This window comes from Pseudomonas sp. F2 (genome assembly GCF_057174385.1).
In genome coordinates this window covers 861299-876751 of the sequence record NZ_CM169904.1, presented here as the reverse complement: position 1 = coordinate 876751, position 15453 = coordinate 861299, and the positions used below count along the sequence as shown (strand labels likewise).

Genomic DNA, 15453 nt, shown 5'->3' with positions numbered 1-15453 from the left:
ACCAGCATCACCTTATCCCGCCAATCGCGCCGCCAATGCCTTGGCCTGCAACGCCACATCCGTCACTGCCGTGCTTTCCCACCACATTCCGCGTAGCGGTGGGCCCATGGCGAACAAACGGCTGGCGACTTGCCCCTCGGCGTTCAGCACCGCGCCGTCCACCGCTGCCGTAATCCCCAACGCCAACGGCCCCGGACGCACCAGCCCACGCGCCAGCAACTGCTGCGGCAACGGTCGCGCCACGCGCCGCCAGTCATACTCGATGCCACTGGAATTGATCAGCGCTGCGCCGTGTACCACGCGAGTCTCAGACTCACCGCGTGGCCGAATGCGAATGCTGACACCCTGCTGCGTACTCGGCTCAAGCCCCTTGAACGACGCTGCCTGAATCCGCAACCGTCCCTCGTTGTGCAAGCGTTCAACCAACGCCGCACTCAGCGGTGGCGAACGATGATGATGACTCTCCCACCATGGCCGCACATGGCGTACGAATTGTCTTCGCTGCACGTCAGTCGCCTGACTCCACAGCCGGCCGATATTAGCTCGCACGGTGTCCAGCGGCGCCTGCCAGTCGATGCCTTGGGCAATGGCTGCACGGCAATGCCTGCGCAGTTCGTGCAGCAACTGTCGCGGCGTGCGAATGCCCGGATCTTGCGCAAGGAAATCCACCCACGCCGGCGGTTGCCGACGTACATGGGGCAACAGTCCATGGCGGGAAAACACGTCGATCGGCCCGCGATGCCCGGCCTGCTCCAGAGAGACGACCGCATCGACCATGGTCAGCCCGGAGCCGATGATCAGCACGGGTGACTGCGGATCGAGCTGGCGCATGGCCGCGACGTCCCATGGATCAAGCGCAGCGGCATTCAGGCCGCTGGAATCCTTCTGCGGCGTGCGCGCGGCGGGGAACATGCCCGTGGCGAGCACAGCAAAGGCGCCGTTCAGGTGCTGCCCATCGTTCAGGGTCAGTTGCACCGAATCAGCATCGGTTTGCAGATCGACGACTTCGGCGCGAACGTGCTCGACGGTCGAACCGTGCCGCGCACCAACGACTCGCGCCTCGGCCAGGCGCTGCTGCACATACACGCCAAACAGCCCGCGCGGCGGGAACAGTTCACTGACCGGCACGTTCTGCTCGGCGGACTCCGGCCAGCCGCCGGCGGCAATGTGCGCAGTCAGCCATTGGGTCAAGTCATCAGGGTTGTCCGGGTCGACACTCATGCGCGCCGCATTGCCGTTGAGCGTGTGGCCCAGTTCGACGGCGCTGTAGGCTTCGCCACGGCCGAGTTCGGCGCGCGGTTCGATGATCAGGATCCGCCGCTGGCCGGGCAGTCGCAGCAATTGTACGGCCAGCATCGTGCCGCTGAGGCCACCGCCGATGATCAGGATGTCTGCACGCTGATTCATTCAAATCACCACATTGCGCACAAAGCGCACCGCCACCGGCCCGTCATTGCGATAGCCGTGCGGCTGGTTGCTGGCAAACATGAAAAACTCGCCAGTCGCAATGGTATTGGTCACTTCACCCACCGTTAACGTCAGGCAACCTTCGAACACATAGATCTGCTCACTCCAGCCATCGGCGTCCGGTTGCGACGGGTAGACCTCGCCCGGTTGCAGACACCATTCCCATTGTTCGACTTCACGGGTGGCGGTGGCCTTGGACAGCAGCACCGCTTTGCTCCCGGGAATCACCCCGGCCCACGCCACTTCGTTGATGCGACTGGTATCGCGTGCGTCTGGGGCCTGGATCAGGTCGCTGAAGGCTACATCGAGCGCTTCGGCGACGCGGTCGAGGGTGGTCAGGCTGACATTCTTTTCCCCGGCCTCGATCGCCACCAGCATGCGCCGACTGACGCCGGACTTTTCGGCCAGCGCGGTCTGGCTCATGTCAGCAGCGTGGCGCAGGCGCCGAACATTGTGGCTGACGTGTTGCAGGACGGACGCCCGTTGGCTGGAATCTTTGTGCACTATATTGCTCACTCGGTGGGGTTGGGCAGTATACTGCGCAACGTTGGGCGCATTGTGCGTCCTGCCTTTTATAGTGCGCAAGGTCATGACGTCAGTGAACAGCTCCCCCACCCCTCTTCGCTTCTCCCGCTTCAGCAAGGCCGAGTGCGTGCTGGTGCTGATCACCATGGTCTGGGGCGGTACATTTCTGCTGGTGCAACACGCCATGACCGTCAGTGGCCCGATGTTCTTCGTCGGCCTGCGCTTTGCCGCTGCGGCCGCCATTGTCGCGCTGTTTTCCTGGCGCCACTTGCGCAACCTGACCCTGTTCGAACTCAAGGCCGGGACCTTCATCGGCGTGGCGATCATGCTCGGTTACGGCCTGCAAACCGTTGGCCTGCAAACGATCCCGAGCAGCCAGTCGGCATTCATCACCGCGTTGTACGTGCCCTTCGTGCCATTGCTGCAATGGCTGGTGCTGGGCCGTCGGCCGGGGCTGATGCCGAGCATTGGCATCATGCTGGCGTTTACCGGGTTGATGCTGTTGTCCGGGCCGTCCGGGGCTGCGCTGAATTTCAGCCCCGGCGAAATCGCCACGCTGATCAGCGCCATCGCGATTGCCGCCGAGATCATTCTGATCAGCACCTATGCCGGCCAAGTCGATGTACGCCGGGTGACCGTGGTGCAACTGGCAGCGACCTCGGTGCTGTCATTCCTGCTGGTGGTGCCGACCGGTGAGGCACTTCCGGATTTTTCCTGGACGCTGCTGGTGACCGCACTGGGACTCGGCGCGGCGAGTGCGGCAATTCAGGTGGCGATGAACTGGGCGCAGAAAAGCGTTTCGCCGACCCGGGCAACGTTGATCTATGCCGGTGAGCCCGTGTGGGCCGGGATCGTCGGGCGGATCGCCGGGGAGCGCTTGCCGGCGATTGCCTTGGTGGGTGCAGGGTTGATTGTCGCGGCGGTGATTGTCAGTGAGTTGAAGACCAAGGGTAAGGTTGACGTCGAAGTTGATGGTGCCTTGGAGAATGACAGCGGCAATTGAGCGCGAAGATCAAAAGATCGCAGCCTGCGGCAGCTCCTACAGGGACATGCATTCCAATGTAGGAGCTGCCGCAGGCTGCGATCTTTTCGCCCCTGAAACAAAGCCAAACCAATTTTTTCAGACTACTTTGTAGGATTCTGAGACATCCTGGCGTTTGGTAATCAGGGAGCTGGCACGTATGATGCTTCACAAACTTCCGCAGATTAGAAGCCTATGTCCCTGATAGTTCTACTGCTTCTGCCATTCATTGGCAGCTGTCTGGCAGCGGTGCTGCCACACAATGCGCGTAATACCGAATCCCTGTTGGCAGGTCTGGTCGCTCTGATCGGCACCGTGCAGGTCGCGCTGTTGTACCCGCAAATCGCCCACGGCGGCGTGATCCGTGAAGAATTCATGTGGCTGCCCAGCCTCGGTTTGAACTTCGTCCTGCGTATGGATGGTTTCGCCTGGCTGTTCTCGCTGCTGGTGCTGGGCATCGGCGCCCTCGTCTCTTTATATGCGCGTTATTACATGTCGCCGGACGACCCGGTGCCACGCTTCTTCGCCTTCTTCCTGGCGTTCATGGGCGCCATGCTCGGCCTGGTGATCTCCGGCAACCTGATCCAGATCGTGTTCTTCTGGGAGCTGACCAGCCTCTTCTCGTTCCTGCTGATCGGCTACTGGCACCACCGCTCCGATGCCCGGCGTGGCGCCTATATGGCGCTGATGGTCACCGGCGCCGGGGGACTATGCCTGCTGGCGGGGGTCATGATCCTCGGCCATGTCGTCGGCAGCTATGACCTGGACAAGGTCCTGGCCGCCGGCGATCAGATTCGCGCACATGCCCTCTACCCCATCCTGCTTCCCCTCATCCTTATCGGCGCCCTCAGCAAAAGCGCTCAGTTCCCTTTCCACTTCTGGCTGCCGCACGCCATGGCGGCGCCCACTCCGGTTTCGGCTTATCTGCACTCGGCGACCATGGTCAAGGCCGGGGTATTTCTGCTCGCACGCCTGTGGCCGTCGCTGTCCGGCAGTGAAGAATGGTTCTACATCGTCAGCGGCGCCGGCGCGTGTACGCTGTTGCTCGGCGCCTACTGCGCGATGTTCCAGAACGACCTCAAGGGTCTGCTGGCCTACTCGACCATCAGTCATCTGGGCCTGATCACCTTGCTGCTGGGCCTCAACAGCCCGCTGGCGGCGGTCGCCGCGGTGTTCCACATTCTCAACCACGCGACCTTCAAGGCCTCGCTGTTCATGGCCGCCGGGATCATCGACCACGAAAGCGGCACCCGAGACATTCGCAAGCTCAGCGGCCTGATCAAACTGATTCCGTTCACCGCGACCCTGGCGATGGTTGCCAGCGCGTCGATGGCCGGCGTACCGCTGCTCAACGGCTTCCTGTCGAAAGAAATGTTCTTCGCCGAAACCGTGTTCATCAATGCCACCGCGTGGGTCGAAGCGGCCCTGCCGATCGTCGCAACCATCGCCGGCACCTTCAGCGTCGCCTACTCGCTGCGCTTTACCGTCGACGTGTTCTTCGGCCCGACGGCCACCGACCTGCCGCACACCCCGCACGAACCGCCGCGCTGGATGCGAGCGCCGGTCGAGCTGCTGGTGTTCACCTGCCTGATCGTCGGGATTTTCCCGGCGCAAGTGGTCGGTCCGCTGCTCGCGGCCGCCGCACTGCCGGTAGTGGGTGGAACGCTGCCCGAGTACAGCCTGGCCATCTGGCACGGTCTGAATGCGCCGATGATCATGAGCCTGATCGCCATGTCCGGCGGCATCGTGGTCTATCTGCTGCTGCGCAATCAGCTCAAGCGTGGCCGCTTCAAATACCCGCCGCTGGTAGGTCGCTTCAACGGCAAGCGGCTGTTCGAGCGCAGTCTGGTGCTGATGATGCGCATGGCCCGCCGGGTAGAACGTCGACTCGGCACCCGCCGCCTGCAGATGCAACTGTTCCTGATGGTATTGGCGGCAGTGCTCGCCGGCCTGATCCCGATGCTGCACAGCCAGCTGAGCTGGGGCGACCGGCCGAAGATTCCGGGCTCCATCGTGTTCGTGACCCTGTGGCTGCTGGCGATTGCCTGCGCCCTCGGCGCCGCATGGCAGGCCAAGTATCACCGTCTCGCCGCCCTGACCATGGTCAGCGTCTGCGGGCTGATGACCTGCGTGACCTTCGTCTGGTTCTCGGCGCCGGATCTGGCCCTGACGCAACTGGCGGTGGAAGTGGTGACCACGGTGCTGATCCTGCTCGGCCTGCGCTGGTTGCCGCGACGCATCGAAGAAGTCTCGCCACTGCCGTCGAGCCTGCGCAAGGCCCGGGTGCGGCGCCTGCGCGACTTGCTGTTGTCGATTGCGGTCGGCGCCGGCATGGCGCTGCTGTCCTACGCGATGCTGACGCGGCAGACGCCCAACGATATTTCCTCGTTCTACCTCAGCCGGGCCATGCCCGAGGGCGGTGGCAGCAACGTGGTCAACGTGATGCTGGTGGACTTCCGTGGCTTCGATACCCTGGGTGAAATCACCGTGCTGGTGGCCGTGGCGTTGACCGTGTTCGCCCTGCTCCGGCGTTTCCGCCCGCCGAAAGAAAGCCTGCAACTACCGGCCCAGCAACGCCTGCTCGCGCCGGACGTGGTCACCGATCTGGTCAACCCGCGCAGCGCCAGCGATACCGCGCTCGGCTTCATGATGGTGCCGGCGGTGCTGGTGCGCCTGTTGCTGCCGATTGCGCTGGTGGTGTCGTGCTATCTGTTCATGCGCGGCCACAACCAGCCGGGCGGCGGTTTCGTTGCCGGGCTGGTGATGTCGGTGGCGTTCATCCTGCAATACATGGTCGCCGGGACGCAGTGGGTCGAGGCGCAAATGAGCCTGCGACCGCTGCGCTGGATGGGCACCGGGCTGCTGTTCGCCACCGCCACCGGTCTCGGCGCGATGGCGGTCGGTTATCCGTTCCTGACCACCCACACCTGGCATTTCGCCTTGCCGCTGCTGGGCGACATCCATATTGCCAGCGCGCTGTTCTTTGACATCGGCGTGTACGCCGTGGTCGTGGGCTCGACGCTGCTGATCCTCACCGCTCTCGCCCACCAATCGGTGCGTGGTCACAAGACCGCGTCGCTGCCCAAGTCCGTCGCCAGCAAAGGAGCCGTCTGATGGAAGAAGTCATCGCAATCGCCATCGGCGTCCTCGCCGCGTCCGGCGTGTGGCTGGTGCTACGACCACGGACGTTCCAGGTGGTCATGGGCCTGTGCCTGTTGTCCTACGCGGTCAACCTGTTCATCTTCAGCATGGGCAGCCTGTTCATCGGTAAAGAACCGGTGATCAAGGACGGCGTGACCCAGGACCTGCTGCACTACACCGATCCGCTGCCACAGGCACTGGTGCTGACTGCAATCGTCATCAGCTTTGCCATGACCGCGCTGTTCCTGGTGGTGTTGCTGGCATCGCGGGGCCTGACCGGCACTGACCACGTCGACGGCCGGGAGCCCAAGGAATGATGGCGATGACTCACCTGATCGCCGCACCGATCCTGCTGCCGCTGCTGACCGCCGCCGTGATGCTGATGCTGGGCGAAAAACACCGGCCGCTGAAGGCGAAAATCAACCTGTTCTCCAGCCTCGTCGGCCTGTTCATTTCGGTGATGCTGCTGCAATGGACGCAAACCACCGGCGTGCCCGGCTCCATCGGCGTGTACCTGCCGGGCAACTGGCAGGCGCCGTTCGGCATCGTGCTGGTGGTCGATCGCCTGTCGGCATTGATGCTGGTGCTGACCGGGATCATCGGCGTCAGCGCCCTGCTGTTCGCCATGGCGCGCTGGGACGGCGCGGGCTCGAGCTTCCACGCGTTGTTCCAGATTCAACTGATGGGCCTGTACGGCGCGTTCCTCACCGCCGACCTGTTCAACCTGTTCGTGTTCTTCGAAGTGCTGCTCGCGGCCTCTTATGGCCTGTTGCTGCATGGCTCGGGTCGGGCGCGGGTATCGTCGGGCCTGCATTACATCTCGATCAACCTGCTGGCCTCGTCGCTGTTCCTGATTGGCGCGGCGCTGATCTACGGCGTCACCGGCACCCTGAACATGGCCGATCTGGCGCTGAAGATCCCGCTGGTGCCGGAAGCCGACCGTGGCTTGCTGCATGCTGGCGCGGGAATTCTTGCAGTTGCATTCCTGGCCAAGGCCGGCATGTGGCCACTGAACTTCTGGCTGGTGCCGGCCTACTCCTCGGCCAGCGCACCGGTCGCGGCGATGTTCGCGATCATGACCAAGGTCGGCGTCTACACCCTGCTGCGCCTGTGGACGCTGCTGTTCTCCGGCCAGGCCGGGGCATCGGCGTTCTTCGGTGGCGACTGGCTGATCTACGGCGGCATGGCGACCATCGCCTGCGCCGCGCTGGCGATTCTGGCTGCGCAACGCCTGGAGCGCATGGCCAGCCTGAGCATTCTGGTGTCGGCGGGGATTCTGCTGTCGGCGGTGGGTTTCGCCCAGCCGAACCTGATCGGCGCGGCGCTGTTCTATCTGGTCAGCTCGACCCTGGCCCTGAGTGCGCTGTTCCTGCTGGCGGAGTTGATCGAGCGTTCGCGTTCGGCCAACGAAATCCCGCTGGAGGATGAAAGCGAGTTGCTGCCGCGTCCGCAGGAATCCCTGCAACCGCCCAAGGGCATCAACCTCGACGACGAGCAGAAAGCCGTGGTCGGCCAGGTCATTCCGTGGACCATGGCGTTTCTCGGCCTGAGCTTCATTGCCTGCGCCCTGCTGATCATCGGCATGCCGCCGCTGTCCGGGTTCATCGGTAAGCTCAGTCTGATCGGTGCGCTGCTCAATCCACTGGGGCTGGGCGATGAAGCGCCGATTTCCAACGCGTCCTGGGCGTTGCTGGCGCTGCTGATCCTCTCCGGGCTGGCCTCTCTCATGGCGTTCGCGCGCATGGGTGTCCAGCGCTTCTGGACGCCGGAAGAGCGCCCTTCACCGCTGCTGCGCAAACTTGAATGTGCGCCGGTTTTCCTGTTGCTGGGGCTGAGCATCGCCCTGACCTTCAAAGCCGAACCGCTGCTGCGCTATACCCAGGCCACCGCCGAAGCGCTGAACAACCCGCAGCAATACGTGATGGCCGTGCTCGGCACCCGCGCCGTACCAAGTCCGGAAGCCAAAGCCGCGATGCTGGAGGTGCAGCCATGAAGCGCGTGTTCCCGGCTCCGCTGCTGTCACTGGCTTTATGGGTTTTGTGGCTGACACTCAATCTCTCCGTCAGCCCGGGCAACCTGCTGCTCGGCGCGATACTCGGGTTCGCCGCACCGTTGATGATGCGCAAGCTGCGCCCGAAACAGGTGCGTATTCGCCGCCCGCTGACAATTCTGCGCCTGTTCGTGATGGTCGGCCGTGACGTGATCCTCTCCAACCTGATCGTCGCCTGGGGCGTGCTCAACGCCGGTCGCCGACCGCCACGCTCACGCTTCGTCAAAGTGCCGCTGGACCTGCGCGACGCCAACGGTCTGGCCGCGCTGGCGATGATCTGCACCGTGGTGCCGGGCACCGTTTGGTCGGAGCTGGCGCTGGATCGCAGCATTCTGCTGCTACACGTCTGGGATCTGGATGACGAGGCGCACTTCATCCACCACTTCAAGACTGCCTACGAGCAGCCGTTGATGGAGATTTTCGAATGAGCCCGTTGCTGTCGAACGCGATTCTGCTGACGCTGTTCCTGTTCTCGCTGGCGATGGTCCTGACCCTGATCCGCCTGTTCAAGGGGCCGTCGGCGCAGGATCGAGTCCTGGCACTGGATTATCTGTACATCGTCGCCATGCTGATGATGCTGACGCTGGGCATTCGTTATTCCAGTGACACTTACTTCGAGGCAGCGCTGCTGATCGCGCTGTTCGGCTTCGTCGGTTCATTTGCCCTGGCGAAATTCCTGCTGCGTGGCGAGGTGATCGAATGACTGCGCAATTGTCGTTGTGGGTCGAGATTCCGGTGGCGATTCTACTGGTGCTCAGCGGGGTGTTTGCGCTGCTTGGCGCAGCCGGCTTGCTGCGCATGAAGGATTACTTCCAGCGCATGCATCCACCGGCGCTGGCCTCGACGTTGGGCGCGTGGTGCGTGGCGCTGGCGTCGATCATCTGCTTCTCGGCACTCAAGTCCGGGCCGGTGATGCATGCCTGGCTGATTCCGATCCTGCTGGCGATTACGGTGCCGGTGACCACGTTGCTGCTGGCGCGGGCGGCGTTGTTCCGCAAGCGCATGGCCGGGGATGATGTGCCGGCTGAGGTGAGTAGCCGCAGGACCGAGAGTGGTAAATAATTCGGCGGTGTCTGGGGCAAGCCTCTTCGCGGGCAAGCCCGCTCCCACAGTGATTGTGGGTGTTCACAAGTAATGGATTCCATCCAAAACCCTGTGGGAGCGGGCTTGCCCGCGAAGAGGCCGGTACTGCCAACACATGAACCGGGTCAGACCCAAGCCACCGCCAACAACCCCGCCCCCAGCAACAGACACAGCGGTGAATACACCCAGGTATCCAGCCGCGCAAATCGCGACCCCTTCACTTCCTTGAAAAAACCCACCAGATGCGAATCGCCGATCGCCCGGGCAAACATCAGTAACGCAATCGCACTGATCACCCACTGCAGCGCCTTGTGATGCACCGGCGGCATGCCCCAGCCGACCCGCATGCACACTAGCGCGGCGATCACCAATAAGGCTGCCGCCACCAACAGGGTGATCCAGCCAGACGGTTTGAATGCCGGTCGCACCGTCGCCACCAGTCCTTGCACCGGGACTTGCGGTACCGCCGCCACCGCCGCCCATTGCCCACCCAGCGCCCAGTACACGTGTACCAGGGCGATTGCCGCAAATATCGTCACCAGCCATTGAGCCAACACAAAGGTCATGGTCGAGAATCCTTTCTGGGGATTTGAACAAAACATCCTAGTCGGCATTTTTTGAAGTGCACGACCGATCGGCGGTACGGTAAAGTGCCGCCCCATGAAATTCACCCGTTCCGATCGCTCACTGCTGGCCTGGATGCTTTATTGCTGCGTCCTGTTCAACGTGTTCGCCTGCAGCATCGGTCACGGGCAAATGGTCGGGATGCAGCTCAACGGCATCGGCGGGCAATTCTGTACGGTCGACCCGGCCACCCAAGCGCCGCTGAGCAGCAATCCCAGCGAAGAACCATTGCCGACCCTGTCCAAGGCGTTCGGCTGTCCGCTGTGCTCGGTCGGCGGCGGCATGGGCCCGGCATTCAACTCCAGCCTGACCCTCGCGATGCTGCCCGAGCTCCACAGCCCGCCGCTGGCGCCCATCGTCAGCGCCGACCTCCCTGCCCGCTTCACCTGGCCCTCGGCCAACCCTCGCGCCCCGCCGCTCGCCTGAGTGTCTTTGCCTTTTTGATTTTTCAGCTCACTGCGCCAACGCGCGGCGTTCGCCTGTGCGCTGACTCCTAGACAAGCATTCAGGATTCAACGATGAAACATATTCCTCTGCTGGCGAGCCTGTGCGGCTGCCTGTCCCTTAACGCCTGGGCGCAATCCTCCGTGGATCTGGCGCCGATCACCATCGACGGCGAATCCACCAGCGAACCGGGCCTGAGCCTAGAGCAATCCAGCGGCATGGCTTCGCGCCTCGGCCTCAGCGTGCGCGACACACCGGCTTCGGTGGCCATCGCCAATCGCAACGACATCGAACGCCACGGCGCGCAGAACTTCCAGGACGCCGCCAACACCCTGCCGGGGGTAAATGCCAGCGCACCACCAGGCTTTGGCGGATTCGTCTCCTATCGCGGCTTCACCAGCAGCCAGATCACCCAGATGTTCAACGGCATCAACGTCTCCGGCGGCCTCGCCCGGCCGGTGGATGCGTGGATCTATGATCGGGTCGAACTGGTGGGCGGCCCGTCGTCGCTGATCAACGGCGCAGGCTCGGTCGGCGGCTCGCTGAACTACGTGACCAAACTGGCAACCCGCGAAGAACAAGCCGCTGAAGGGCGCGTCAGCTACGGCAGCTATGACACCACCGAAACCGCGTTCGGCCTCAACCATGCGCTGACCGACCCGAGCGCCGACGTGCAGCACTATGCGCGCCTCGATGTCAGCCACAACACCAGCAACGGCTACATTGACCGCCAGGAACGCGATGCCTGGAGCGTGGCGTTCTCGTTGCTCAGCGACCTTACGCCGGACCTGTCGCACACGCTGGCCCTGGAATATCAGGACGAACACGAAGACAGCCCGTACTGGGGCACGCCGGTGCTCAACCCCAAGGCTGGCGAGTTGAAGATCGACAACCACAACCGCTTCAACAACTACAACGTCGAGGACGGGCGCTACGAACAGCGCACGATCTGGGTGCGCTCGATCATCGATTACCGGATCAACGACAGCACCACCCTGCGCAACACGCTGTATCACCTTGACAGCCAGCGCGACTATCGCAACCTCGAAACCTATCAGTACAACGCCGACAACACCGCGGTGAACCGCTCCACCGCGTATCAAGTGCGGCATCAGGGTGAGCAGAACGGCAACCAATTCGAACTGCGCCACGACAACACGCTTTTCGGTCTCGACACGACGTGGTCCGGTGGTTTCGAGTACAAGGTCAACCAGACCACCAACTCGCCGCTGAATATCAAAGGCGCGAGCACGGTCGACCCGAACAACTACCGCCCGGGGCATTTCTACGATATTCCCGGCACCAACCCGGCGCTGATCAGCGACAAGACCAACGAAGTCACGACCAAAGCGCTATTCGCGGAAAACCGTCTGGCCCTGACCGACAAACTGGCGCTGCTCACCGGCCTGCGCTACGACGACATCGACCTCGACGTGACCAACCATCGCACGGTGACGGCCGCCAATCCCAAGCACCTCAAACGCAGCTGGGAGCCGGTCACCGGGCGCGTTGGCCTGACCTATCAGTTCATCCCGTCGGCCAACGTCTACGTGCAATACAGCACCGCCGCCGAACAACCGAACGGCACGCAGGACTTCGATGTTTCAACCGGTAAACAGTGGGAAATCGGCAGCAAGTTCGACTACCTCAATGGCCGTGGCGCGGCGACGGTTGCCGCGTACACCATCGAACGCAAAGACTTCGCTGTAACTGATCCGCTGGACCCAACCAGCAGCATCCCGGTCGGTCAGCAAACCTCGAAGGGCATCGAGATCGCCAGCTCCCTGCGGATCACCGACAAGCTGTTGGCCGAAGGCAACTTCGCCTGGGTCGATGCGCAATACGACGACTTCACCGAAAAGAACGCCGCCGGCGTGGTGGTTTCACGCAAGGGCAACACACCGACCAACGTCCCGGATCGGGTCGGCAATCTATGGCTGACTTATGATTTTTCGCCGCAATGGCAAGGAGGGGTCGATGCGCGGTATGTGGCGTCGGTGTATGCGGACACGGCGAACACCATGACCGTGCCGTCGTACACACTGTTCGGCAGCTTCCTCAGCTACAAGGTCGATTCGCACACCACCGTTACCGGCCGGGTGCGCAACCTGACCAACGAGGTGTACGCCGAGTTTGCGCATGTATCACCGGCTTACTACCTGGGTACGCCGCGCACCTTTGAATTGGCGGTGCAAACCAGGTTCTGAACTTAACCGGATCCCTTGTAGGAGCTGCCGAAGGCTGCGATCTTTTGACTTTGATTTTTTAAGATCAAGATCAAAAGATCGCAGCCTGCGGCAGCTCCTACAGAGAGCGATTACAAACTGGCGGAGACCTTCTCCGCCACATCCTTCGGCACCCACGCCTGCCACACCTCCGGATGCGCCTTCATGAACGCTTCTGCCGCCTGGCGCGGCGCAGTGTGCTTCTCGCTCATCTCGGCCAACGCCTTGTTCAATGGTTCGATCGGGAAATCCACCTTACTGAAGAATGCCGCGATCTGCGGATACTGCTTCTGGAACGGCGTAGACACGCCAATCGACAACTTCGACGCCAGCGAACGGGTCGGTTTCGGATTGGGGTTATCGGCATCGGTCAGGGTCTTCCACGCTTCGGCATCAAACGGTGGTTCTTCCAGCTGCACCAGTTTGAATTTCCCCAGCAACGGTGTCGGCGACCAGTAATAGAACAGCACCGGTTTGCCCCGGCGGATCGAAGAGCTGATTTCGGCATCAAGCGCCGCACCCGACCCACTGCGGAAGTTGGTGTAGTCATCCTGCAGGCCATAAGCGCTCAGCTTCTGCTTGTTCACCACTTCCGAGGTCCAGCCGATCGGGCTGTTGAGAAAACGGCCCTTGCTCGGGTTTTCCGGGTCCTTGAACACGTCCTTGTATTGCTTCAGGTCACTGACGCTGCGCAGATTTGGCGCCAGCGGCTTGATACCCTTGGCCGGGTCACCCTTGATCACGTACTCCGGCACCCACCAGCCTTCGGTAGCACCCTTGACCGTATCACCGAGACTGGCGACCTTGCCCTCCGCCTCGGCCTTGACCCACACCGGACTGCGCCCGGCCCACTCCTCGCCAATGACCTGAATGTCATTGTTGGCCAGCGCCGTTTCCAGGGTGATGGTGGTGCCCGGCAACGTATCCGTCGGCAAGCCATAACCTTTCTCGACGATGATCCGCAGAACATCGGTGATCAGGCTGCCGCTTTCCCAGTTCAGGTCGGCAAAATGGATGGGCGTTTGCGCCGCCGTCACCGGTTGCGCCGATGTCAGCACACCAAACGTGACCATGCTGGCGGCCAGTAGCCGTCGAAATCCTTTCATGCTTTTGCACCTCGTGCTGTTCACAGCAGTAGCAGGATGGCCTGGCAGAAGACCGCAAGCCTCTGAATACTCAGTCAACTGACTGTAGCCGAGGTTCCTGCTTTTTCCGGGACCCTATCCCGACGAGGTTACGTTTCAGACTTTTCCTGCAAGCTTTGCAGCTCGCGTCTGACCATGCTGGCGTATTCCGCAGGCCGCAACGTGTAGATCTGTGCAGCCACCCAGTTCAACCACGCGCCTTGCATCCCGGCTTTGGCGTTGAACAACCGCAAAGCCTCTTCACGTGCTCGCTCGAGGTGCCGGGAATGGAAGTCAGCGCGACTCAAATCGCCAGTCACTCGCTGGCCTTGAACGTGACCAACTCGCCCTTGCGCCACTTCGCGGCTTTGCCGGTGACCGCTTTCAGGGTTTTGGTCAGGCCTTCCTGCAATTGCTGATGCGCGGCAAACACCGTCACCACGCTGTGGCCTTCCTTGAACAGGATCGCGTGACCCTCCGCTGTATCGACAAAAGCGTAATCGCCCAGGCCGTACACCGTCAGTTTGATTTCACGAAAGCGGATGTCCATCTTGCCGCCTTCACGGCTGGGCAGCACGGCCGCGCTGAAATGATCGCCGACCTTGAGCTTGAGCCCCGGTTTGTCATCGACCACCAATGCACTTTCGGTGTCGATCTCGGCCACGTAAATACCTTCGGCGTTCTGTTCGGTGATGTAAACAAAACGCGATTGAAACAGCTTGACCAGCTTTGCACGCAAATCACCCAACACGAACAAAGCATGCATATCGAGATTACTGACTGCCAAGGAAACATCCCCACATCTGAAAAGTACCTGCGCAAAACGCGCACGGCAAAAAAACGGCCAGGCCGATGCTGTTACCGATTGACTTCAGTACACCTGAAACAAGCGGAGCGCCCATACATCACAAGTTCGCAAGACTACTGGAAAGTCAGGCGAGAAACTTGCCTCGACGTTCGCCAGGCTTTGAAGGAAAAATCTTCATTGAAGCGCAACGAAGACGGACTACAAACCTTAGGGAAAAAGCTGACGAAAAAAAGCCCTTTTCCGACATATCGCCGGTAAAAAATTGCTTTAGATAGGCACCTGTCGCCAACAGACACTGGCGATTCTAGAGCAGCGATGCTCCTTCCGACTACCCGAACCGACCTGTAACCGTCGGCTATCTCATGAAAAGGACTTCATATGTGCACTCTGACTCACTTTGCCCAGCCTTCCAACCCGGGTATCGATACGCCATTCGTACTGCAAGGCACCGATTTGGCTGAACTGGCGGAACACGGACCAGGCAATCACAGACCTCGATTTCAGGTAGTTCCGGCGGGCAACGCGTTCTTTCATATCAAAGAATCATCCACCGGTCGTGTAAGAGGTTTCCGCGAAGATCATAACGAAGCGTGCGCTCTTGCCCGCTCGCTTGAATCACGAATCGAACTCTTGTCCAACGGCCGCCTCATATAAAGAGCGAGCGACAGCGCCATTCCGGCCTACGCAAAAGGAGTAAACGATGGAACTGCCAGCCTATGATCTGAAAACCTTGTTCGACCAACTGGGCCTGCCTTCGGAAAACGAGGCAATCGACGATTTCATCGAAGCGCATCCGCTGGACGCCAACACCAAGTTGATTGATGCCGAGTTCTGGACGCCGCAACAGGCGCAACTTCTGAAAGAGTGGTTGCGCGCCGACGGCGAAGAAGCGGTGCTGGTCGATGAGTTGAACGTACGCCTGCACGACGGACGTTAATAAA

The 15453-nt window shown here is 61.5% G+C and carries 17 protein-coding genes; 11 read left to right on the top strand and 6 right to left on the bottom strand.

Annotated features, from left to right (window positions below; genetic code table 11):
- Positions 1-12: 12 nt before the first annotated feature.
- Together AC193Q_RS03830 and AC193Q_RS03825 are read right to left on the bottom strand one after the other, a co-directional pair.
- Entirely contained in the window at positions 13-1407 is a 1395-nt protein-coding gene (locus tag AC193Q_RS03830) for an FAD/NAD(P)-binding protein (protein WP_483879155.1), read from the bottom strand.
- Entirely contained in the window at positions 1408-1971 is a 564-nt protein-coding gene (locus AC193Q_RS03825) for a helix-turn-helix domain-containing protein (protein ID WP_047598262.1), read from the bottom strand.
- An 85-nt stretch (positions 1972-2056) separates the two neighbouring features.
- On the opposite strand from AC193Q_RS03825, the gene AC193Q_RS03820 reads away from it, so the two are divergent.
- From AC193Q_RS03820 to AC193Q_RS03790, 7 genes are all read left to right on the top strand, one after another.
- Positions 2057-2995, top strand: coding sequence for a DMT family transporter (locus AC193Q_RS03820; RefSeq protein ID WP_095666872.1), 939 nt, complete (start codon positions 2057-2059; stop codon positions 2993-2995).
- 213 nt (positions 2996-3208) lie between these two features.
- Entirely contained in the window at positions 3209-6127 is a 2919-nt protein-coding gene (locus AC193Q_RS03815; protein ID WP_047294961.1) for a monovalent cation/H+ antiporter subunit A, read from the top strand.
- Positions 6127-6471, top strand: a complete 345-nt coding sequence (locus tag AC193Q_RS03810; protein ID WP_003225953.1) for a Na+/H+ antiporter subunit C — start codon at positions 6127-6129, stop codon at positions 6469-6471. Before AC193Q_RS03815 ends, AC193Q_RS03810 begins: the two co-directional genes overlap by 1 nt.
- Positions 6468-8147 (top strand): monovalent cation/H+ antiporter subunit D, encoded by a 1680-nt coding sequence (locus AC193Q_RS03805; RefSeq protein WP_483879154.1) that lies wholly within the window; start codon positions 6468-6470, stop codon positions 8145-8147. Before AC193Q_RS03810 ends, AC193Q_RS03805 begins: the two co-directional genes overlap by 4 nt.
- Entirely contained in the window at positions 8144-8632 is a 489-nt protein-coding gene (locus AC193Q_RS03800; RefSeq protein WP_047294965.1) for a Na+/H+ antiporter subunit E, read from the top strand. Before AC193Q_RS03805 ends, AC193Q_RS03800 begins: the two co-directional genes overlap by 4 nt.
- Complete coding sequence (locus tag AC193Q_RS03795; protein WP_003225959.1) at positions 8629-8907, top strand: K+/H+ antiporter subunit F; 279 nt, start codon at positions 8629-8631, stop codon at positions 8905-8907. The genes AC193Q_RS03800 and AC193Q_RS03795 overlap by 4 nt, the downstream gene beginning before the upstream one ends.
- Positions 8904-9266 carry a Na+/H+ antiporter subunit G gene (locus tag AC193Q_RS03790; protein ID WP_121184908.1) on the top strand — a complete coding sequence of 121 codons (363 nt, stop codon included), beginning with the start codon at positions 8904-8906 and terminating at the stop codon, positions 9264-9266. Before AC193Q_RS03795 ends, AC193Q_RS03790 begins: the two co-directional genes overlap by 4 nt.
- Before the next feature lie 146 nt (positions 9267-9412).
- Here the strand turns inward: AC193Q_RS03790 and AC193Q_RS03785 are convergent, their stop codons facing one another.
- Entirely contained in the window at positions 9413-9853 is a 441-nt protein-coding gene (locus AC193Q_RS03785) for a DUF3995 domain-containing protein (protein WP_047294968.1), read from the bottom strand.
- A gap of 94 nt (positions 9854-9947) precedes the next feature.
- Between AC193Q_RS03785 and AC193Q_RS03780 the strand changes: the two genes are divergently transcribed.
- Both AC193Q_RS03780 and AC193Q_RS03775 read left to right on the top strand, forming a co-directional pair.
- Positions 9948-10337, top strand: a complete 390-nt coding sequence (locus AC193Q_RS03780; protein WP_483879153.1) for a DUF2946 domain-containing protein — start codon at positions 9948-9950, stop codon at positions 10335-10337.
- Between the two features lie 92 nt (positions 10338-10429).
- Entirely contained in the window at positions 10430-12562 is a 2133-nt protein-coding gene (locus tag AC193Q_RS03775; RefSeq protein WP_483879152.1) for a TonB-dependent receptor, read from the top strand.
- A gap of 110 nt (positions 12563-12672) precedes the next feature.
- Here the strand turns inward: AC193Q_RS03775 and AC193Q_RS03770 are convergent, their stop codons facing one another.
- From AC193Q_RS03770 to AC193Q_RS03760, 3 genes are all read right to left on the bottom strand, one after another.
- On the bottom strand, positions 12673-13686 hold the full coding sequence (locus AC193Q_RS03770) for an ABC transporter substrate-binding protein (protein WP_095666877.1): 1014 nt from the start codon (positions 13684-13686) through the stop codon (positions 12673-12675).
- A gap of 128 nt (positions 13687-13814) precedes the next feature.
- The gene (locus AC193Q_RS03765; protein WP_047295117.1) at positions 13815-14012 is read right to left on the bottom strand and encodes a hypothetical protein; all 198 of its coding nucleotides are present in this window, start codon (positions 14010-14012) and stop codon (positions 13815-13817) included.
- Positions 14013-14020: 8 nt separating this feature from the next.
- Complete coding sequence (locus tag AC193Q_RS03760) at positions 14021-14491, bottom strand: hypothetical protein (RefSeq protein ID WP_047294976.1); 471 nt, start codon at positions 14489-14491, stop codon at positions 14021-14023.
- A gap of 399 nt (positions 14492-14890) precedes the next feature.
- Between AC193Q_RS03760 and AC193Q_RS03755 the strand changes: the two genes are divergently transcribed.
- On the top strand, positions 14891-15166 hold the full coding sequence (locus AC193Q_RS03755; RefSeq protein WP_483879151.1) for a hypothetical protein: 276 nt from the start codon (positions 14891-14893) through the stop codon (positions 15164-15166).
- A gap of 46 nt (positions 15167-15212) precedes the next feature.
- Positions 15213-15449 carry a DUF2789 family protein gene (locus tag AC193Q_RS03750; RefSeq protein WP_047294978.1) on the top strand — a complete coding sequence of 79 codons (237 nt, stop codon included), beginning with the start codon at positions 15213-15215 and terminating at the stop codon, positions 15447-15449.
- Positions 15450-15453 lie beyond the last annotated feature (4 nt).

Excerpts from the sequence above, each read along its gene's own strand:
- AC193Q_RS03830 (WP_483879155.1), bottom strand. The coding sequence starts at position 1,407 with ATGAATCAGCGTGCAGACATCCTGATCATCGGCGGTGGCCTCAGCGGC.
- AC193Q_RS03820 (WP_095666872.1), top strand. The coding sequence starts at position 2,057 with ATGACGTCAGTGAACAGCTCCCCCACCCCTCTTCGCTTCTCCCGCTTC.
- AC193Q_RS03815 (WP_047294961.1), top strand. The coding sequence starts at position 3,209 with ATGTCCCTGATAGTTCTACTGCTTCTGCCATTCATTGGCAGCTGTCTG.
- AC193Q_RS03810 (WP_003225953.1), top strand. The coding sequence starts at position 6,127 with ATGGAAGAAGTCATCGCAATCGCCATCGGCGTCCTCGCCGCGTCCGGC.
- AC193Q_RS03805 (WP_483879154.1), top strand. The coding sequence starts at position 6,468 with ATGATGGCGATGACTCACCTGATCGCCGCACCGATCCTGCTGCCGCTG.
- AC193Q_RS03800 (WP_047294965.1), top strand. The coding sequence starts at position 8,144 with ATGAAGCGCGTGTTCCCGGCTCCGCTGCTGTCACTGGCTTTATGGGTT.
- AC193Q_RS03795 (WP_003225959.1), top strand. The coding sequence starts at position 8,629 with ATGAGCCCGTTGCTGTCGAACGCGATTCTGCTGACGCTGTTCCTGTTC.
- AC193Q_RS03790 (WP_121184908.1), top strand. The coding sequence starts at position 8,904 with ATGACTGCGCAATTGTCGTTGTGGGTCGAGATTCCGGTGGCGATTCTA.
- AC193Q_RS03785 (WP_047294968.1), bottom strand. The coding sequence starts at position 9,853 with ATGACCTTTGTGTTGGCTCAATGGCTGGTGACGATATTTGCGGCAATC.
- AC193Q_RS03780 (WP_483879153.1), top strand. The coding sequence starts at position 9,948 with ATGAAATTCACCCGTTCCGATCGCTCACTGCTGGCCTGGATGCTTTAT.
- AC193Q_RS03775 (WP_483879152.1), top strand. The coding sequence starts at position 10,430 with ATGAAACATATTCCTCTGCTGGCGAGCCTGTGCGGCTGCCTGTCCCTT.
- AC193Q_RS03770 (WP_095666877.1), bottom strand. The coding sequence starts at position 13,686 with ATGAAAGGATTTCGACGGCTACTGGCCGCCAGCATGGTCACGTTTGGT.
- AC193Q_RS03755 (WP_483879151.1), top strand. The coding sequence starts at position 14,891 with ATGTGCACTCTGACTCACTTTGCCCAGCCTTCCAACCCGGGTATCGAT.
- AC193Q_RS03750 (WP_047294978.1), top strand. The coding sequence starts at position 15,213 with ATGGAACTGCCAGCCTATGATCTGAAAACCTTGTTCGACCAACTGGGC.